13 protein-coding genes are annotated in these 19,495 nt (G+C 66.8%); 7 read left to right on the top strand and 6 right to left on the bottom strand.

Features of this window, described 5'->3' with window-relative positions:
* Positions 1 to 23: 23 nt before the first annotated feature.
* Positions 24 to 956, bottom strand: coding sequence for an aldo/keto reductase (locus A3K89_RS08535; RefSeq protein ID WP_068424169.1), 933 nt, complete (start codon positions 954 to 956; stop codon positions 24 to 26).
* Between the two features lie 206 nt (positions 957 to 1,162).
* Here A3K89_RS08535 and A3K89_RS08530 point away from each other — a divergent pair, with 206 nt between their 5' ends.
* The 5 genes from A3K89_RS08530 (at position 1,163) to mshC (ending at position 5,597) form a co-directional block, all read left to right on the top strand.
* On the top strand, positions 1,163 to 2,005 hold the full coding sequence (locus tag A3K89_RS08530; RefSeq protein ID WP_174551413.1) for an undecaprenyl-diphosphate phosphatase: 843 nt from the start codon (positions 1,163 to 1,165) through the stop codon (positions 2,003 to 2,005).
* 62 nt (positions 2,006 to 2,067) lie between these two features.
* Positions 2,068 to 2,793 carry a histidine phosphatase family protein gene (locus A3K89_RS08525; protein ID WP_068424167.1) on the top strand — a complete coding sequence of 242 codons (726 nt, stop codon included), beginning with the start codon at positions 2,068 to 2,070 and terminating at the stop codon, positions 2,791 to 2,793.
* Positions 2,794 to 2,892: 99 nt separating this feature from the next.
* Positions 2,893 to 3,486 carry a DUF3090 domain-containing protein gene (locus A3K89_RS08520; RefSeq protein WP_068424165.1) on the top strand — a complete coding sequence of 198 codons (594 nt, stop codon included), beginning with the start codon at positions 2,893 to 2,895 and terminating at the stop codon, positions 3,484 to 3,486.
* 35 nt (positions 3,487 to 3,521) lie between these two features.
* Complete coding sequence (locus A3K89_RS08515) at positions 3,522 to 4,331, top strand: SCO1664 family protein (protein WP_068424163.1); 810 nt, start codon at positions 3,522 to 3,524, stop codon at positions 4,329 to 4,331.
* 24 nt (positions 4,332 to 4,355) lie between these two features.
* Positions 4,356 to 5,597, top strand: coding sequence for a cysteine--1-D-myo-inosityl 2-amino-2-deoxy-alpha-D-glucopyranoside ligase (gene mshC, locus A3K89_RS08510; RefSeq protein WP_068424161.1), 1,242 nt, complete (start codon positions 4,356 to 4,358; stop codon positions 5,595 to 5,597).
* 55 nt (positions 5,598 to 5,652) lie between these two features.
* Here the strand turns inward: mshC and A3K89_RS08505 are convergent, their stop codons facing one another.
* The 5 genes from A3K89_RS08505 to A3K89_RS08485 form a co-directional block, all read right to left on the bottom strand.
* Positions 5,653 to 9,831, bottom strand: coding sequence for a TIGR02680 family protein (locus A3K89_RS08505; RefSeq protein ID WP_068424159.1), 4,179 nt, complete (start codon positions 9,829 to 9,831; stop codon positions 5,653 to 5,655).
* Entirely contained in the window at positions 9,832 to 11,211 is a 1,380-nt protein-coding gene (locus tag A3K89_RS08500) for a TIGR02678 family protein (RefSeq protein ID WP_068424157.1), read from the bottom strand.
* A complete protein-coding gene (locus A3K89_RS08495) occupies positions 11,208 to 12,701 on the bottom strand; it encodes a TIGR02677 family protein (protein WP_068425881.1) in 1,494 nt (497 codons plus the stop codon). The genes A3K89_RS08500 and A3K89_RS08495 overlap by 4 nt, the downstream gene beginning before the upstream one ends.
* Positions 12,702 to 12,974: 273 nt before the next feature.
* The gene (locus tag A3K89_RS08490; RefSeq protein ID WP_068424155.1) at positions 12,975 to 14,159 is read right to left on the bottom strand and encodes an MFS transporter; all 1,185 of its coding nucleotides are present in this window, start codon (positions 14,157 to 14,159) and stop codon (positions 12,975 to 12,977) included.
* A complete protein-coding gene (locus A3K89_RS08485; protein WP_114329706.1) occupies positions 14,156 to 15,016 on the bottom strand; it encodes a PAC2 family protein in 861 nt (286 codons plus the stop codon). The genes A3K89_RS08490 and A3K89_RS08485 overlap by 4 nt, the downstream gene beginning before the upstream one ends.
* Before the next feature lie 235 nt (positions 15,017 to 15,251).
* Here A3K89_RS08485 and metH point away from each other — a divergent pair, with 235 nt between their 5' ends.
* Positions 15,252 to 18,821: a methionine synthase gene (metH, locus tag A3K89_RS08480; protein WP_068424153.1), complete on the top strand. Its 3,570-nt coding sequence runs from the start codon at positions 15,252 to 15,254 to the stop codon at positions 18,819 to 18,821.
* Positions 18,814 to 19,494: an HAD family hydrolase gene (locus A3K89_RS08475; protein ID WP_068424151.1), complete on the top strand. Its 681-nt coding sequence runs from the start codon at positions 18,814 to 18,816 to the stop codon at positions 19,492 to 19,494. Before metH ends, A3K89_RS08475 begins: the two co-directional genes overlap by 8 nt.
* Position 19,495: the final 1 nt, after the last annotated feature.

Raw genomic sequence — 19,495 nt, 5'->3', positions numbered from 1 at the left:
GAACAAGGTTAGCCTGTCCATGATCAGCTGCTGACGTCGTTCAACGCCGACGTGATGGCGCGCGGGAGTTCGAGATCCTCGGCGACCAGTACGCCCGTCAGCTGCGCCAGATCGCGGGCGCCGACGATGGCAGCACTGACGCCGGGTCGATCACGCGCCCAGGCCAGCGACACCGCGAGAGGCGACGTGCCGAGTCCACTGGCCGCGGTGACGGTGGCGTCGACGACGTTGTCGGAAGTGTCGGTGAGATACGCGGCGATGGAGTGTGCGTGCAGGTCGTCGGCGCCGCGCGAGTCCGCAGGCGTGCCCTTGCGGTACTTGCCGGTCAGAACACCGCCCGCGAGCGGAACGGCCGCAAGGACGCCGACGCCGTGATGCACCGCCGCAGGAATCAGCTCGTCCTCGATGCCGCGTGCGAGCAGGGAGTACTCGGCCTGTGTCGCGACAATGCGGCCCGCTCCTGCCGCTCCCGCCGCCGTCGCGAGTTGCCACCCGAGGTGACCGCGCGCCCCGACGTAGCGCACCTTGCCGCTCGTCACCGCGTAGTCCAGTGTGGCCGCGATCTCGTCGACCGGTGTATTCGGATCCCAGGCCGCGACCTGCCACAGATCCAGGTAATCGGTGCCCAGTTCGCGCAGAGTTTCCTCCAACTGGCCCAACAGAGCGCGTCGCGAGCAGTCCACGCGGTAGGTGTCGCGCTGCGTCGACACGCCGGCAGCACCGCTGACGATCAGATTGCGGCGCGGGACGACGTCGTCGAGGACCTCGGCGAGAACTCGCTGTGCGCGGCCGTCACCGTAGGCCGGCGACGTGTCGACGAGAGTTCCACCGGCGTCCGCGAACGCGGACAGCTGAGCAGCGGCGTCGTCGCCGTCGGTGCCGCTGCCCCATCCGAGGGTGCCGAGTCCGAGTCTCGACACACGCAGCCCGCTGGAGCCGACAGATCTCTGCTTCATGACGTTCGACAGTTCCTCACTCGAGTGATTGCGGCACGGGGGCGCGCCGAGTCAGCAGAGTAGTGCGCGACGCGGGGCGGTGCGAGTGTCGCCCAGTGCGCATGTCGGTTGTTAGGTACGGTCAGCATCGTGAACATGCTCGCCGAATCCACAGCTCGGAGCCGTCCGAACGGACGCCGCATCACCGGACGGGGGCAGGTCCGATGATCGGTGAGTCCATGACCTGGTTGCAGGCGATCGTCCTCGGAGCGGTGCAGGGGCTCACCGAGTTCCTGCCGATCTCGTCGTCCGGTCACCTGCGCATCGTGTCCAGCGTCTTCTTCGGCGACGACGCGGGCGCGTCGTTCACCGCGGTGTCGCAGCTCGGCACCGAAGCCGCGGTGCTGCTGTTCTTCTGGCGCGACATCGTGCGCATCGTGAAAGCGTGGTTCGTCGGCCTCCGGGACAAGACTCAGCGCACCCTGGACTACCGCCTCGGCTGGTACGTGATCATCGCCACCATTCCGATCGGTGTGCTCGGGTTCTTGTTCAAGGACCAGATCCGTACCGGGGCTCGCAATCTCTGGCTGATCGCGACGATGCTGATCGTCTTCGCGATCGTCATCGCCGTCGCCGAATACGTCGGCACCAAGCGCAGGCCGATCGAGCAGATCACGACGCGCGACGGCCTGGTCATGGGACTGTCGCAGTGCCTCGCGTTGATTCCTGGTGTCTCTCGCTCGGGTGCCACGACGAGTGCGGGCCTCTTCATGGGCCTCGAACGCGAAGCGGCGGTGCGGTTCTCGTTCCTGCTCGCGATCCCCGCGGTCACCGCGTCCGGCCTGTTCTCGCTTCCCGACGCCTTCGCGCCGGCGGGCGAGGGTCTGAACGCGTCGGGACCGCAGTTGATCGTGGCGACGCTGGTGGCCTTCGGTCTCGGCTACGCGTCGATCGCATGGCTGCTGAAGTTCGTCGCGAACCACTCGCTGTACTGGTTCGTCGGCTACCGCATCGTGCTGGGTGTGGGAGTCATGGCGCTGTTGGCGACGGGCGTCGTCTCGGCGACCTGATAGGCCGGGCGTGGAGCCTGGGAGAAACGACCTGATTCAGTCTGCCTATTAGGCTGGCGTTCATGACGGTGATCTTGTTGCGCCACGGTAGGTCCACGTCGAACACGGCCGGAACGCTGGCGGGCCGGTCGGTGGGCGTCGGCCTGGACGACCGCGGGGTGGAGCAGGCTGCGTTCGTCGCCGAGCGGCTCGGTTCGCTCCCGGTGGAGGAGATCGTGCGTTCGCCGCTGCAGCGGTGCGAGCAGACCGTCGAACCGCTGGCTGCGAAGCGCGGGCTGACCCCGGTGGTCGAGGAGCGGCTGCTCGAGGTCGACTACGGGTCGTGGACCGGGCGGGCGATCAAGGAGTTGGTGAACGAGCCGCTCTGGAAGGTCGTGCAGCAACACCCGTCCGCCGCGATCTTCCCGGGCGGCGAGGGTCTCGCGCAGGTTCAGGCGAGAGCGGTCGCAGCGGTCCGTGAGCACGATGCACGACTCGCCGAGGAGTACGGGCGAGACGTGTTGTGGGTTGCCTGCACACACGGCGACGTCATCAAGTCGGTGCTGGCGGACGCCCTCGGCTGCCACCTCGATTCCTTTCAGCGCATCGTCGCCGATCCGGCATCGGTGAGCGTCGTGAGGTACACCTCGACCAGGCCGTTCGTGCTGCGAACCAACGACACGGGGCTGGATCTGTCGGGTGTGGTTCCTGCCGTCGAGAAGGCGTCGTCCACGTCGTCCGGATCGGCGTCGGAATCGCAGACCGGGTCGGATTCCGACGCGGTGCCGGGCGGAGGTTCCGGAGCGTAGTCCGCTCGATAGCGGATAATGAAACAGTGCGGGGTCCGATAGGGCGGATCCCTTCGGTACGTTCTTTCGAGCTCGTACGCCATGAACCCAGGAGGTGCAATGCCACGCGCAATACATGTTTTCCGCACCCCTGATCGATTCGTCGCAGGAACCGTGGGTGAGCCCGGCGACCGATCGTTCTTCCTGCAAGCCGTACACGAGACGCGAGTCGTGTCGGTCGCTCTCGAGAAGCAGCAGGTTCAGGTACTCGCCGACCGTATGGGTCTGTTACTCGACGAGGTGCATCGTCGGTTCGGCGCGGACGTACCACCGGAGGAGACGACGGTGGGGGACACGAGTCCGCTGCTGACGCCGATCGACACCGAGTTCCGCGTCGGGACGATGGGTCTCGGCTGGGACGCGGACGCGAACGCCGTCGTCGTCGAGTTGTTGGCCATCAGCGAGACCGAGGTCGACGAGTCGGTCGTGCTCGACGACACCGACGAGGGTCCCGACGCCGTTCGGGTGTTCCTGACACCGATCCAGGCGCGTGAGTTCGCGCTGCGCTCGGAGAAGGTGATCGCCGCCGGACGGGCCCCGTGCCCGCTGTGCGGTCAGCCGCTGGCGCAGGACGGCCACACGTGTGTGCGATCCAACGGATACCGGCGTGACGCGACCTTCGGCTCCGCGACCGAACTGGGCGACGAACTTTGATCGAAGACAGGCCACCGTTCGCCGGGCGTGCCGTCATGGAAACCGGCGAACTGACCGTCGTCGGTCGGGTCGTGTCCGCGAGCAATGCGACGTTGGTGTGCGAGGCAACCCTCGACGGTGACGCTTCCGGCACGTCGACCGAATCCTCCGAGCCGGTGCGCTGCGTCTACAAGCCCATTCGCGGCGAGGTGCCGCTGTGGGATTTCCCGGACGGCACTCTCGCAGGCCGTGAGATCGCGTCGTACGAGATTTCCGACGCGCTCGGCTGGGGCGTCATCCCGACGACGATTCTGCGCGACGGGCCGTTCGGGCCCGGCATGGTGCAGCGCTGGATCGACACTCCCGAGCCGCACGGGGAGGACGGTACGCGCATCGACCTCGTCGACCTCTGTCCACCCGAACTCGTGCCGGAGGGGTGGATTCCGGTTCTGCAGGCTTACGACGGCGAGGGGCAGGAAGTCGCCCTCATCCACGCCGACGATCCACGTCTGCAGCGCATGGCCGTCCTCGACGTACTGCTCAACAACGCCGACCGTAAGGGCGGCCACGCGCTAGAGGGACTCGACGGCTACGTCTACGGCGTCGATCACGGCATCTGCCTGCACTCCGAGGACAAGCTGCGCACCGTGCTGTGGGGTTGGTCCGGCAGGGCGATCGACGACGCGTCGATGAGCGACATCGTCGAGTTCGTCGACACGTTCGCCGACGCCGTCGAACCGCGACTGCGCGGCCACATCACCGAACACGAGATCGATGCACTGCTCGCGCGAGCACGCGGACTGATCGCACGACCTGTCATGCCCGAGCCTCGGTCGAGTAGGCCGATACCGTGGCCCGCCTTCTGAGACGACTCCGATAGGCTCGTCTGCATGCAGTCTTGGTCCGACACAGCCGTTCCGTCGATCCCCGGTCAGGGGCCACCACTTCGGTTGTACGACACCGCGGACCGGCAAGTGCGGCCGGTCACTCCGGGTCAGCAGGCGAAGATGTACGTCTGCGGAATCACCCCGTACGACGCGACGCATCTCGGTCATGCCGCAACGTATCTGACGTTCGACGTGGTGAACCGTCTGTGGCGCGACGCCGGACACGACGTGCACTACGTCCAGAACGTCACCGACGTCGACGATCCGCTCTTCGAGCGTGCGGACCGAGACGGTGAGGACTGGCGTGATCTGGGTGCCCGGGAGATCGCGCTGTTCCGTGAGGACATGGAGGCGCTGCGTGTACTGCCTCCTCGTGACTACATCGGTGCGGTCGAGTCGGTCGACGAGGTCGTCGAACTGGTCGAGAAGCTGCTCGCTTCGGGTGCGGCGTACGTCGTCGACGACGAGCAGTACCCGGACGTCTACTTCCGTGCCGACGCGACGCCGGAGTTCGGATACGAGTCCGGTTACGACCGCGCGACCATGGACAAGTTCTTCGCCGAGCGCGGGGGAGATCCCGATCGCGTGGGCAAGCGGGATTCGTTGGATGCGCTGCTGTGGCGTGCCGAGCGCCCCGGTGAGCCGTCGTGGCCGTCCCCGTTCGGTCCCGGTCGCCCCGGCTGGCACATCGAGTGTGCGGCAATCGCACTGAATCGCATCGGATCCGGCATCGACGTCCAGGGCGGCGGTAGCGACCTGATCTTCCCGCACCACGAGTTCTCGGCCGCGCACGCCGAGGCAACATCCGGCGACGGCCGTTTCGCGCGCCACTACGTGCACACGGGCATGATCGGTCTCGACGGCGAGAAGATGTCGAAAAGTCGCGGCAACCTCGTCTTCGTGTCGAAGCTGCGCGCGCAGGACGTGGATCCGGCGGCCATTCGTCTCGGTCTGCTTTCCGGGCACTACCGCCAGGACCGAGCGTGGACCGACGAGGTGTTGGAGCGTGCGCAGGAGCGTCTGGCGCTGTGGCGTCGTGCCGCGGCATTGGAATCTGCCGTCGGCGCCGACGACGTCGTCGCCCGACTGCGTCAGCACCTCGCCGACGACCTGGACACCCCCAAGGCGCTCGACGCGCTCGACGCATGGGCGAGTTTTGCTGTTGCACAGGGCGGTTCGGACACGTCGGCACCCGGTCTCTTCGCGGACGCCGTCGATGCGTTGCTCGGTGTGAATCTGCGCTGACCGATAAAGCACCTCGAACCCCGTGCGCTGGGTCGGCGCACGGGGTTCTCGGGCGTCAGCGAGCGAACTCGAGCCCGCCCTCGGCGCGTGTCGGGACCCGACGCGTCAGCGGGGAACCCAGTGCCGCAGCAAGATCGGTGCCGTCGTGCTCGGCGAAGAGTTCTCCGTTGTCCCACACCAGAAGTGCGGCGCTGACGGTGTTCTCGGCGGTCGAGTGTGCGAGATCGTAGTGCGCGCAGCCAGGCACATGGGAGTACGTGATCCACAGGTCGTACCCGGTCATGAACAGGTCGAGATCGAATTGCACACTGAGACCGAGCAATTCGCTTCGACCGTTGTCGTCGACGCCGGCGAACGCCTCGTCGAGCGCGAGCAGTCGCGGCGAATGCGGGTCGGCCGACGACAACATGACGTGGGCAGCGGCGAACAACGGCAGGTGCAGCGACACCGACTGCTCACCGCCGGACAGTGCACTGTGACGGGCCACCGTCAGACGGTCTTCCGTCCCGTCGCCGCGGATCAACGAGAACGAGAACACGCGCCAACGTCGATAGTCGAGCGTCGTAGCGAGAATCTCCGGATAGGAACGTTCGGGGTGCGCGGCACGTGCGATCCGGATCTCCGACGCGAAATGGGCACGCATCGTGGCGAGATCCTCCGCATTCAGTGCCGACGCGTCGCGGTCGAGCAGCTTCGAGATCGCCCGGGCGCCGTCGTCGAGATTGTCGGCGAGCACCCAGTGCACGCCGATCGTGTTGCCCGACGACATCTTTCGCTGCTTCATCTCGGTCGACATCTGCGCGATCAGCTCGCGGGCGTCGACGGTCCGTTCGTGGATCTGCTGCGCCAATCCGGTGAGCAGGGCATCCTCGAGGATGCGTCGCTCGTGCTCGGTGAGCAGCAGCTCCTGGTTCGACCGTGCATCGGCGATGCGTTCGGCGAATTCGCCGACCGACGAGTACCCCTGCTCGTCCTGGACGCGGACGACGGTCAAGCCGTCCGGCGCGTCCCACTGCAGTCGGTAGTCCTGGCCGGACCCGGCGAGTTGCGAATCGAACTCCTGTAAAGCCCCGGTCAGCGCGGTCCGCGTGCTCTTGCGGTACGAATCGCTCGCCTTCACCGACGAAGTCGCTGCGTCGAGAGCCCGATGCATCTCGTGCACGACCGGTGGCAGAACCTGGATCTCCTCGTCCGGGCCGGAGGCGTGCTGGATGCGGTACAGAATCTGATCGACGGTGAGCCACGCCGAGTCGCTGGCCGGCCACGCATAGACCTCGTCCACGCCGAGGATCGTGAGCAGATCCTTGCGTGCGTAGGGTGCGAGACGGTTTGCGTCGCCGAGAGTTTCGGTCAGTGCTGCCCGCAAGCTCTCTTGGGCGGTGTTGCACGCGCCCTCGGCCTTGCCGATCGCCTCACCTGCCTCCTTGTCGGCCTTGCGGGCAGCGCGCTGTTCCACCTTGCACTTCTCTATACGCTCGCGCGCCTGCTCGAGATCGGCGTCGATCTGGTCGGCGGTGGCACCGAGATTCTCACGCAGAAGCTCGAGACGCTGTACCTGTTGCTGATGGTTCTCCTCGGCGATCGCCGCTTCCTCGGCGAGTTCCTCGGCGAGACCCGTTGCTTCTTCCAGACGGTTCTGCGCTTCCCGCTGGCGTTCGGCTTCGCGCACGTTGTCTCCGCGTCGGCGCAGGACGAGCGCACCTTGGTTCTCGAAATGCCGAATCGCCGCGGCGAGCGAGTCCACGTCCCGAGCGGTGTGCGGGGTGCGGTGCGCGACGGCGGTGGTTCGCAGATGCTTCTCGCGGGCGGACAGTTCGGCGATCGCCTGGTCGAGTTCGCGGTCGGCCGCCGTCGACGCCGCCTGTGACGTGCGCAGCGCACCGGCAGCTTCGGTGACGGACTTCTGCGCCTTGGCGATGGCGGCCACTCTCGGCAGTTTCTTGGCGGCCGTGGTCAAGTCTCGGAGCAGTTCACCGGCCGCGCGCTCGGTGTCCTGGGCTGCGGTCAGCGCGGCCTCGGTGGACACGATCGACCCGTCGAGCTCGGCGATACGAGCGGCGCGACGCCGTGCGCGTGCCGTGGCTCCGATGTACTCCGCGTCGCTCTTGACGTGACGGCCCTGCTGTACGCCCTGCCAGAACCGGCCGTCGACGCCGACTGACACCGCCGAGTTCTCGGACGCGCCGTCGCGGCGGAGGGCGACCGACTCCAGAATCGCGCTGACCACCCCTTCGGGAACATCCGTATTCGGCTCCACCTCGAGAACGTCCGCCAGCGTCGAACCACGCGGGCGGTCGGTCTCGGGTATAGCGACCAGGAACTGGTCGGATTCGAGCGACGTCGGCGCGTCCGACGCCGAGACCCACCCGTCGAGCAGGTTCGCCGCCTGCAGCGCCGCTTCCACGCCCGCCGCATCGGCTGGGTCGACCCCGTCGGCGAACCGGACGAGTTGCCACAGCGGTGCGCCGACGAGACCGTCGCGCGAGCTGATGCGGGCCGCGAACGGCGGGGGAGCGTCGTCGTGCTCCGCGCTGATCGTGTCGCGCTCGGATCGCATGAACGCCAGTTCCTCCGACAGCGCTGTCGCTGTCATCGATGCCTGCGCCCGTCGTGCACGCACCGACTCCAGACCGTCCGCCGACGCGTCGGAGAGCACGGCGTCGAGGCTCGGTGCGTCGTCTTCACCGATGTGCGGCACAGCGGCGTCGAGCTGTTCGAACGCCGTGACACCGATGTCGGCCGACGCGTACAGCGTCGAGTGCTCCGACCACCACGAGCGAAGTCCCGACGCGAACTGGGCCCGTGCCAGTTCGACGGCGGCTTCGGCCTCGGTGACGGCAGCGCGGGCCGCGTCGAGAAGTTCGCGAGCCCGGGAACTGCTCTTGTCGGCCCGTGCCCGTTCGGTCGCCGCCTTCTCGACGGTACTCAGCGCCTCGCGCACAGCGCGGACGTCGCCGTCACGTTCCTCGGCGTGGCCACGAAGTGCGGTGGTGAACTGGTCGCTACGCGAACCCGACGGCAACGGCGTCCACACGATGCCCGCGTCTTCGGCTGCCGCCTGAAGGTCGTCCTCCGCCCGACCGAGTGCTGCGACGGAGTCGCGCAGCGCTGCCTCTGCTCGGGTCGCGTCCGCGGACCGTTTCTCGAGTTCGGCTTGGGCGCCTCGTGCACGATCGGTCTGGGTCTTCGCGGACACCGCGAGCTTCTCGGCGGACTCGGCGAGATCGTCCAACTGCTGCTTGCCCTCGTAGGCGCTCGAGCGCTGCAACGTCTCGCGGTCGGCGACAGCTTGGTCCAGTGCACGCTCGGCGTCGTCGAACCGCTTCTCGGCCGCCTCGCGCTCGCCGAGGCGTCGTTCCTTCAGCGCTGCGGCAGCGAAGTGTGCCGTCGTCGCGTGCGTAACGGCTTCGAGGCGGCGCGTCACCGTCTCGATGTCCGAACGTGCCTGCACACGAAGGTATTTGGAGTAGACGGAGACGAAGCTCTTCGCGGCTCGATCGGCTTGGGCGAGCCCTTCGAGGGCGCGGCCGACCTCTTCCATGTCACTGAACGATCGTGCGGCTTCGAGAACGAGTTGTTCGTCGAGCGGACGCAGACCGTCGGTCAGCGCTTGCGACAGGCCCTTCGGGTCGAGGTTCTTCGCGAGCTGGGGCCGACGTAGCGTGAGGATCAGGTTGATCAGCTGGTCGTAGCGTTGCGCGCCCAGTCCGAACATGCGGGCGTCGATCGCAGCGCGGTAGTCCACCGGGCGATCGGTCAGCGCATCGGTGCCCAGCTGTTCGGCGAGCTGCTTCTTGGTCAGCGGGCGATCGTCGGAACCGATCAGCGAGAAGTCGACGCCCACACGGCCGTCCGCGACGAAGTACCACCGCGTGACCTTGTCGTTCGACTTGGTGGCGCGCATGCCGATGCCGACGGTCACCGACTCGGGATCGTCCGTCGAACCGCGCCCGAACTCCATCCAGACGTACGAGAGCGCACTCTCCTGTCCGCGGTACAGGAGGTTGGACTTCATCGTGCGTTCCTCACCGGCGAACGGATTCAGCCTGCGCGGTTCGATACGTCCGTCGAGCACGAAGGGGAAGAGCACCTCGAGTGCCTTGGTCTTCCCCGAACCGTTCGGTCCGCGCAACACCAGTCGCCCGTCGGCGAAGGAGAACTCCTGGTCGCGGTAGTCCCACAGGTTGATGATGCCCGCGCGGGTGGGGCGGAAGCGCTGTGTGTGTGCTGTCATCTAGTGCGCCTCGGTTTCTGCTGAGTTCGAGTTGTCGAAAAGGGAGTCCTGGGGCGTGCGCTCGCGCACGTTGACCATGACGTCGCGGTAGCGGGCGATCGCGGGGAGCACGAGTACTCCGCCGGACACGCTGCGCACCAAGCGAAGTCGGTCGAGCATCGCGATCGCGCGTTCGCGCAGTCCATCGGGGTCCGCCTGCCATTGCGCGGCGAACGTCTTCCCGAAGCGTTCGATCAGGTCGGCGACAACGCTTGCGAGCCAGCTGTTCTCGAGGAACGGGTAGGTCGCGGCCTCCGTGTCGTCCTTCGAAGCCAGTGTTGCGGAACCGAACTCGGCCAGATCGTCGAAGATGCCGCCACCGGGGATGGCGGCGTCGAGGCGGTCGATCAGATCCGAGTCGTCCGGCATCGTGTGCGTGGCCAACTCGTCGGCGTCCGGATCGACGACCCGATCCGACATCTCGCCCGCAAGCAGCAATGCGACCTGGGCGATGGTGCCGGTACTCGGAAAACGTATGTCCGACAACCGTCCTGACGTGTCGATCAGTGCGACGCCCTCGGCGCGCCGTTCGGACACCAACCCGGTGAGCAATTCGACGTCGGCGACGGTCCGGTCGGCTGCGAGCGCCGAACGCTCGTCACGATCCAGGTCGTCGAAATAGACGACGGGCCGTTCCACCAGCAACCGTCGCACCTGTCGAATGGTCTCCTTCGGATCGGAGCGGACCGGGGTGTCGTCGTCCTCCATCGTGACGACGTCCGACCCCGCCAGCAGGCCGGTGACCGATCGGAGGTGCTGAATCGCACGCGGGGGCCGGAACATGGCGACGACGACGGACCGCTCGATGTCGTAGAGCGCCTCACCGGATGCAGGGTTGTTCGCCCAACCGCCTGCATCGCCGTCTGCGAGCGAGATTGCGCCGCGAGTACCGAGCCAGCCCACGGCGTCGACGAACGCATCGCGGTCCGAGGCGCGGTCGGTTGCCAGTTCGACGCCGTCGACCTGAGCTGCTTCTCCGGCAACGTGATCGGCCAATTCGGACAACGTGATCTGGTTTCCCGCTCGACCGAGAGCTGCCAGCGCCAGCGCCAGGTACGCGTACCGTCGCCGATCGAACACCCGATCCGACGCCGTGCGCGCCGGCTGAGTCGGGTCGAGCGCGTCGAGCACGGGAAACAGCCGGGCGGTGGTTTCGGTGACCTCGAGTCGATACCCGAAGAGTTCGAGCAGGTCCTCGCGCAGTTCGGTCGCCCAGCGTCGGAGCAGAGGGAGGGCGATCCGGTCGGGAAAGGTCGTCGTCACGAGATGGTTGGCGAGCGCTACCCGCGCTGCACGCTGATAGGAATCGAGTGCGAGAGTGGGGATGTCGCGTGCCCTCATCGACGCGTCACCTCTGCGACGTCGAGCGTGAGTCGGTCGAGATGCAGTCTGCCCCTTGCTGTTCGGACGACAGTGGACGTCGGGCTGTCGCTCAGCGTCAGCTTGACGCCGCTGTCGGACCTCGTGGATCCCGACGTTCGACCGCTGACCTTCACGCGTGCGGTCAGGGCGGCATTGAGCAAGCTCAACAAGACCTCGGTTTCCTCCTCGTCGAGGGTGCGTTCGAAGACACCTGCCGTCGCCAGCGACTGCGCCGCGACGCTGCGTGAGCGCTGGGCTTCCAGTTGGCGCTCGCGGAGGCGTCGAATACTGCCGTCGTTGCGTTGCAACCGGCCGGGGACACCGGGCGACGGCGTCCTGCCGGTTTCGGCGAGCGTCCGGGAGATCTCGACGGGGGGAGCATCCCACCAGCTTCGCGACGTCGGGATGATGTCCGCATCGGGATGCACCATCGACAGGTGTCGGGGGCGTCCGAGCCCGAACACCGCATGGAACAGCGCGTGCGCGCTGTCCTCGGTCGGACTGTTGGCGAACCACCCGGCAAGGTGACGTAGCTGGCTCTCGCGGCTGACGCCGCCCTTCCGCGTCTCGGTGACGCGGCGCAGAAGCGACAGAACTGCCGCGATGGCGCTCATCGTGCCTTCGCGCAGTCGTTCGGATTCGCTGAGCTGGGATTCCGCCGCGACGAACCAGTGCGACAGGCCGGACCACCGGGCACGCCAGTCGGCGCGGCGTTCGTCGACCGTCAGGAACACTCGCTCGTCGCTGACCGCAGCACGGTCGATCAACGCGTCGATGCCGGTGGCCTCGACGACGCCGATCGCCTCGGCCAACTTGGGCGCGTAGCGCGTCAGGTCCGAGCTGAACTCACGCATGTGCGTCAGCAGCGCGTCCTTGTGCACGAGAAACGACTCGGGAGTGATCTCGGTGGTGCGCACCAGGTCACCGAGCACGAGGTAGAAGTGGGCGGCACGCGTCGCCATCTCCGACAGAGTCGAGTCGAGCCGTGACAGTTTGCGGTAGATCAGGTCGCCGTCGGCCTGACGGTTCGCGTCGGCGAGTTCGTGCATGTCGGCCAGGAGTTCGGGGAGCACGAGCCGCGAGAGCGACGCGTCGTCCAGGCGGGCGCCCAGCACGTCCTCGACGGCACGGAACGCCTTGTAGCCGGCCTGACTGAACTGATAGACGAAGTGGCGGTTGCGGTACTCGGCGAGCGTCGCGGCGCGTGAGCCGTCGTAGCTGCGTTCGAGGAGCTCCCAGGAATGCAGCTGTTCGAGCAACGGCCCGATTTCCGACGCGCGCAGCTGCGCATCGTCCGGCGCATTCCTGGCCAGGGTGTCGGCGATGTCGGCGGCGTGCAGGAGAACGACGTAGTTGGCACGGGCGATGTCGAACGCGCGCAGCACCCAGAGGTACTCGTGCCGCTTCTCTGCCACGGTGAACGCGAACAGTTTGAGGCGATCTTCCTGCAGAAACGTCGCCGCGCCCATCGCACGTGCGTTGTCGTCACCCGAATCGCTCACTGGAACAGGGTAGGGGGTGCGCGTGTGGGAGCGAAAACACGTGACGTTCGTTCTCGTGCAATCAGCTGCCGAGGCGACTCCCACCCGTCGACGGATTCGCGGGAATTTCGCAGCGGACGTCATGTCCGCGCAGGTTGCAGCAGCTGCGCGGGTTGCAACGTGCGCGCTGGCTGGAACCTGCGCGGACAAGCGAGACGTCCGATCGCTCCTTCCCGCGCAGGTAGCTGGCCGGGCGTCGACTCAGGAAGAACTCACAGCCGGCGTGGACCCCCTGTCAGGGGGCGCGGCCCGTGGCATCGCAATCGGCGCCACCACCGCGAGAAGAAGTGCGGGGACCAGGAATCCGGCTGCAGGGTGTACGAGGTAGAGCGGCGTCAGTGCGAGTGGCGCGAGGGCGGCGCCCGAGAAGCGGAAGGCCTGAACCACCGATACCGCGCCGCCCCGATTCGCCCCACCGCCGAGTACTGCGGCGTTCACGCCGACGAGCACGAATTGCGATGCCACGCCCGCCAGTGCCCACGCGACTCCGACGGCCCACAGCGCCGGAGCTGTTCCGGCTACGGCGACGAGAGCAGCACCCGCGACAGCGCCGATGACGACGGTTCGGCCCGAGCCGAGACGGTCGATCAACCGACCGACCGCCCGCGCCGTCAGGATGCCGGTCAGCCCGAAGACGGTGAGCAGCACACCGCGCTGGGGCGCATTCAAGCCGAACACGTCCTCGGCGCGATACGCGAGCATGAAGTTCAGCCCACCCAGCGCGCCCCACCCGAGCAGCGCGACCAACCCGATACGCACCACATGCGGGCGCAGTGCGTCGCGGAGCCGTTCGCGCGGCGCTGCCGACGTCGCGTCATCCGTGCGCGGCAGGCCGACGAGACCGAGAACCGCCGACACCACCGCCAGCACGACGAACGCGTAGCGCCAGTCGAACTGTGCAGCCACCCCACCGACGAGCGGCGCACTCGTCTGCCCTGCCGCCTGCAGCGCGCCGAACGTCCCGAGAACTCGGCCGAGACGTTCACGAGGGGTCGCCGCCGCGAGGGTTGCGAGCAGCAGAGGCGTCGTGAACGCGTTTCCGCATCCCTGCACCACTCGCGCCGCGAGCAGAATCTGGAGCGTCGGCGCCAGCGCGCAGACGATGGACGCGAGTGTGTACACGCCGTAGGCGATCCGGACCGTGCGCAGGCGTCCCCACCTGGCGCCGAGCGTGCCCGACACGAGCATCGTCAGCGCGAACGGCAGCAGATACGCCGTCAACGACGACGACGCGGACCCGGTGGAGACACCGAGCGAGTCACCCATCTCGGGAAGCATCGACGCGACCAGTGCGCCGCCGAACGGGCCGAGAAAGCCTCCCGAGTACAGCGCAGCGACGCGAAGACGTTCGGATCGAGGTCTGTCCTGGGGTCGAGTACCCGTCACAGACCGAAGCTGCCGGGACCCCGCCGACGGAGATAGCGTTCGAACTCGGCGGCGATGGCGTCACCGTCGATCTTGGAGATGGCGTCGGTGATGTCGACCTCGGCGTCGCCGCGCTCCTCGAGGCTGCGGACGTACTCGCTGATCTCCTCGTCCTCCTTCGTCATCTCGGTGACGGCTTCCTCCCAATCCTCTGCCTGGGTGGGGAGCTCGCCGAGCGGCACCTCGATGTCGAGTACTTCCTCGACACGCTGGAGCAACGCAACCGTTGCCTTCGGGTTGGGCGGCTGCGAGACGTAGTGGGGAACCGCGGCCCAGAACGACACGGCGGGTACGCCTGCCTTGACGCACTCGTCCTGCAGAACTCCGGTGATGCCGGTCGGACCTTCGTAGCGGGTCTGTTCGAGATTGAACCGTTCGGCCGCCTCCACGCTGTGCGCGCTTCCGGTGACGGGAACAGGGCGGGTGTGCGGCGTGTCGGCCAGGAGCGCGCCGAGGATGACGACGGTGTCGACGCCGAGCTGCTCGATGAACTCCAACAGGTCGTCGCAGAAGCTACGCCACCGCATGTTCGGCTCGATACCGCGCAGCAGAACGATGTCGCGGGCGCTTCCGGGGGGAGAACACACCGACAGACGCGTCGACGGCCACTGGATCTCGCGGGTGACGCCGTCGACCTGCCTGATGGTCGGTCGGTTGACCTGGTAGTCGTAGTAATCCTCGGAGTCGAGCTCCGCGAGCGGACTCGCGTCCCAGATCAGTTCCAGGTGTTCGACGGCACCGCTCGCGGCGTCGCCCGCGTCGTTCCAGCCTTCGAACGCAGCCACCAGAATCGGGTCGCGCAGCGTCGGCAGCGGCATCTCGTCGTCGTCGACGAGCTCGGAAACCGGCGAAAACGGTGTTGCGTTCGACACAGCGGTGGAGACCGCATCCAGTAGCGTTTCGGCTGCGCTGTCCGATTTGTCGCGCTCTGCGTCGATGTTGTCGTCGTTGTCGGCGGGAAAGTTGCCGTCGCGGTTTCGGGGACTCACCACGACAGACTACGACCAGGCAGCGCTGTCGTGGCCGCGGCGCCTTGCCCTCTACTCTGTAGGGATGCCTGCGCTACATAGAACCGGCCTGCTGGATGCGATTCGTTCTCGCGTTGTGATCGGCGACGGCGCTATGGGAACGATGTTGCAGGACGCGAATCTGACGCTCGACGATTTCCTGGGTCTCGAAGGCTGCAACGAGATCCTGAACGAGACCCGCCCGGACGTGTTGCGCGAAATCCACCGGGCGTACTTCGCGGCAGGTGCCGACGCGGTGGAGACCAACACGTTCGGCTGCAATCTGCCGAACCTCGCCGACTACGACATCGCCGACCGCATCCGCGACCTCGCCGAGAAGGGCACCCGTCTCGCCCGTGAGACCGCCGACGAGATGGGCAAGGGACGCGACGGCATGGACCGGTTCGTCCTCGGATCCATGGGTCCGGGCACGAAGCTGCCCACCCTGGGTCACGCGCCGTTCGCCTCGCTCCGCGACGCGTACACCGAGGCAGCGCTCGGCATGATCGACGGAGGCGCCGACGCGATCCTGGTGGAGACCTGCCAGGATCTGCTCCAGGTCAAGGCGGCCATCATCGGCAGCCAGAACGCGATGGACAAGCTCGGCGTCCGTATCCCGATCATCACCCACGTCACGGTCGAGACCACCGGAGCGATGCTGGTCGGCAGCGAGATCGGCGCAGCGTTGACCGCGTTGGAGCCGCTCGGCATCGACATGATCGGTCTCAACTGTGCGACGGGTCCCGCCGAGATGAGCGAGCACCTGCGTCACCTGTCGAAGCACTCGACGCTTCCCGTGTCGGTCATGCCGAACGCCGGCCTGCCGACGCTGGGCGCGAACGGCGCCGAATACCCGCTGACGGCACCTGAGCTGGCGACGGCTCTCGGTTCGTTCGTCAGCGAGTACGGCCTGTCGCTCGTCGGCGGCTGCTGCGGTACGACGCCCGAGCACATTCGTCAGGTCGCAGACCTCGTGCACGGTGTGACCAAGGCCGACCGCGTGCCCGCCCCGGAGCCCGGTGTGTCGTCGCTGTACACGGCCGTTCCGTTCGAACAGGACGCCAGCATCCTGATGATCGGCGAGCGCACCAACTCCAACGGATCCAAGGCCTTCCGTGAGGCGATGATCGCCGAGGACTACGAGAAGTGCCTCGACATCGCCAAGGATCAGACCCGCGACGGCGCCCACATGCTCGACCTCAACGTCGACTACGTCGGCCGCGACGGCGCCGCCGACATGGCCGCGCTCGCGTCACGTCTCGCGACGGCGTCCACGCTGCCGATCATGCTCGACTCGACCGAGCCCGCGGTGCTGCAGGCAGGCTTGGAGCATCTGGGTGGGCGCAGCGCGGTCAACTCGGTGAACTACGAGGACGGTGACGGTCCCGACTCGCGCTTCCACAAGATCATGACGCTGGTGAAGGAACACGGTGCCGCTGTCGTCGCGCTGACCATCGACGAGGAGGGCCAGGCTCGTACCGCCGAGTGGAAGGTGCGCGTCGCCGACCGACTGATCGAGGACATCACGACCAACTGGGGTCTGAGCCACGAGGACATCATCGTCGACACGCTGACGTTCCCCATCTCGACCGGCCAGGAAGAGGTCCGACGCGACGGCATCGAGACCATCGAAGCCATTCGGCAGCTCAAGGCGAAGTATCCGAACGTGCACACCACGCTGGGTCTGTCGAACATCTCGTTCGGCCTGAATCCTGCTGCGCGGCAGGTGCTCAACTCGGTCTTCCTGCACGAGTGCACCGAAGCGGGCCTCGACACGGCCATCGTGCACGCGTCGAAGATTCTGCCCATGAACAAGATTCCGGACGAGCAACGCGAGACGGCTCTCGATCTCGTGTACGACCGGCGCACCGACGACTACGACCCGCTGCAGAAGCTCATGCAGCTGTTCGAGGGGGTGTCGGCCGCGTCCGCCCGCGAGTCTCGCGCCGAGGAACTGGCACGCCTGCCGTTGTTCGAGCGCCTCGAACGTCGCATCGTCGACGGCGAACGCGCCGGACTCGACGCCGATCTCGATGCTGCGATGACCGAGAAGCCGCCGCTCGAGATCATCAACGAGACGTTGCTGTCCGGCATGAAGACCGTCGGCGAACTGTTCGGCTCCGGTCAGATGCAGCTGCCGTTCGTGCTCGCCTCGGCCGAGGTCATGAAAGCTGCCGTGGCGTACCTCGAACCGCACATGGAGGCGACGGACGACGACGGCAAGGGTCGCATCGTGCTCGGCACCGTCAAGGGCGACGTGCACGACATCGGCAAGAACCTCGTCGACATCATCTTGAGCAACAACGGTTACGAGGTCGTCAATCTCGGTATCAAGCAACCGATTTCGACCATCCTCGAAGCTGCGCTCGACAAGCGTGCCGACGTCATCGGCATGTCCGGTCTGCTCGTGAAGTCGACGGTCGTCATGAAGGACAACCTGATCGAACTCAACAACAAGGGAGTCGCCGAGCAGTTCCCGGTGCTGCTGGGCGGCGCGGCATTGACGCGGTCCTACGTGGAGAACGATCTTCAGGACGTGTACGAGGGCGAGGTCCACTACGCACGCGATGCGTTCGAGGGTCTGCGCCTGATGGACACCATCATGACCACGAAGCGCGGTGGGGGCCCTGCGCCCGACAGTCCGGAAGCGTTGGAGGCCAAGGCGAAAGCCGAGGAGCGCAAGGCGCGCCACGAGCGGTCGCGTCGAATCGCCGAGCAGCGTAAGGCGGCCGAGACTCCCGTCGTCGTGCCGGATCGTTCCGACGTCGCGGCCGACATCGAGGTGCCGGTGCCGCCGTTCTGGGGCACGCGCATCGTCAAGGGTGTCTCGCTGACCGAGTACGCCGGTCTGCTCGACGAGCGGGCACTGTTCCTCGGCCAGTGGGGTCTGCGGGGCGCACGCAAGGGTGAGGGCGCGACGTACGAGGATCTCGTCGAGTCGGAAGGCAAACCGCGCCTGCGCTACTGGCTCGACCGCCTCAGCACCGACGGCATCCTGGCGCACGCGGCGCTCGTGTACGGGTACTTCCCAGCGGTCTCCGAGGGCGACGACGTCGTCGTGCTCACCGAACCCGAGCCCGACGCACCGGAGCGATTCCGCTTCTCGTTCCCCCGCCAGCAGCGCGACCGGTTCCTCTGTGTCGCCGACTTCGTCCGGTCACGCGAATCGGCGCGCGAGCGAGGTCAGGTCGACGTGCTTCCGATGAACCTCGTGACGATGGGCCAGCCGATCGCGGACTTCGCGAATCAGCTGTTCGCATCCGATTCGTACCGGGACTACCTCGAAGTGCACGGCATCGGAGTGCAACTCACCGAAGCGCTCGCCGAGTACTGGCACCGCCGCGTCCGCGAGGAGCTGAAGTTGGCAGGCGGGACCAGTGTCGCGGCCGACGACCCGACGAACCCGGAAGGGTTCTTCAAGCTCGAATACCGTGGTGCGCGTTACTCGTTCGGCTACGGCGCGTGCCCCGATCTGGAGGACCGCATCAAGCTTGCGGCCCTGCTCGAACCGGAGCGAATCGGCGTCAAGCTGTCCGAAGAGCTGCAGCTGCATCCCGAACAATCGACCGACGCATTCGTGCTTCACCACCCGGAGGCCAAGTACTTCAATGTCTGAGAACACTCTGCTCGCTGTTCTGTGGGACATGGACGGCACACTGCTCGACTCGGAGAAGATCTGGGACGTCGCGGTGGCCGAGCTGTCGCTCGAGCTGGGGCGTGAGCTGACGGCCGAGGTCCGTGAGAGCACCCTCGGCAACTCGATGCGCGGCGCGCTGACGAAGGTGTTCGCGCATACCGGCACCGAGGTCACCGAGGAATCGTTGAAACGCGGACGCGACTGGCTGACCGACCGCGTCGGAACTCTGTTCGCAGAAGGCATCCCGTGGCGACCGGGTGCCAAGGATGCGCTGCAGCTGGCCCGCGACATGGACCTGAAGACCGCGCTCGTCACCAACACCGAACGCGGCCTCGTCGAGAACGCGTTGGAGACGATCGGTCGCGAGTACTTCGACTTTACCGTGAGCGGAGACGAAGTCGAGGAAGGTAAGCCGCACCCTGCGCCGTACCTTCGTGGGGCCTCGCTGCTGGGTCTCGAACCGTCGTCGTGTCTGGCAGTGGAGGATTCGCCGACGGGATCGCTCTCGGCGCACCGGGCAGGCTGTTCGGTGCTGCTCGTGCCGTCCGAGGTGTCGGTGGACGCGCGGCCGGGTTACGTCGTCCGCGAGTCGTTGGTGGGACTCACCGATGCAGGATTTCGGTCGGCCTGGCGCGACGCACGACCGGCGTGAA

This window comes from Rhodococcoides kyotonense (assembly GCF_001645385.1).
Classification (GTDB): domain Bacteria; phylum Actinomycetota; class Actinomycetes; order Mycobacteriales; family Mycobacteriaceae; genus Rhodococcoides; species Rhodococcoides kyotonensis_B.
Note: the sequence above shows the minus strand (reverse complement) of the source record. Positions and strands in the feature narration are given on the sequence as shown.

What these genes read in the sequence shown, in the direction of transcription:
- A3K89_RS08535 (WP_068424169.1), bottom strand. Translation starts at nt 956, where the DNA reads ATGAAGCAGAGATCTGTCGGCTCCAGCGGGCTGCGTGTGTCGAGACTC.
- A3K89_RS08525 (WP_068424167.1), top strand. Translation starts at nt 2,068, where the DNA reads ATGACGGTGATCTTGTTGCGCCACGGTAGGTCCACGTCGAACACGGCC.
- A3K89_RS08520 (WP_068424165.1), top strand. Translation starts at nt 2,893, where the DNA reads ATGCCACGCGCAATACATGTTTTCCGCACCCCTGATCGATTCGTCGCA.
- A3K89_RS08515 (WP_068424163.1), top strand. Translation starts at nt 3,522, where the DNA reads ATGGAAACCGGCGAACTGACCGTCGTCGGTCGGGTCGTGTCCGCGAGC.
- mshC (WP_068424161.1), top strand. Translation starts at nt 4,356, where the DNA reads ATGCAGTCTTGGTCCGACACAGCCGTTCCGTCGATCCCCGGTCAGGGG.
- A3K89_RS08505 (WP_068424159.1), bottom strand. Translation starts at nt 9,831, where the DNA reads ATGACAGCACACACACAGCGCTTCCGCCCCACCCGCGCGGGCATCATC.
- A3K89_RS08500 (WP_068424157.1), bottom strand. Translation starts at nt 11,211, where the DNA reads ATGAGGGCACGCGACATCCCCACTCTCGCACTCGATTCCTATCAGCGT.
- A3K89_RS08495 (WP_068425881.1), bottom strand. Translation starts at nt 12,701, where the DNA reads ATGGGCGCGGCGACGTTTCTGCAGGAAGATCGCCTCAAACTGTTCGCG.
- A3K89_RS08485 (WP_114329706.1), bottom strand. Translation starts at nt 15,016, where the DNA reads ATGCCGCTGCCGACGCTGCGCGACCCGATTCTGGTGGCTGCGTTCGAA.
- metH (WP_068424153.1), top strand. Translation starts at nt 15,252, where the DNA reads ATGCCTGCGCTACATAGAACCGGCCTGCTGGATGCGATTCGTTCTCGC.
- A3K89_RS08475 (WP_068424151.1), top strand. Translation starts at nt 18,814, where the DNA reads ATGTCTGAGAACACTCTGCTCGCTGTTCTGTGGGACATGGACGGCACA.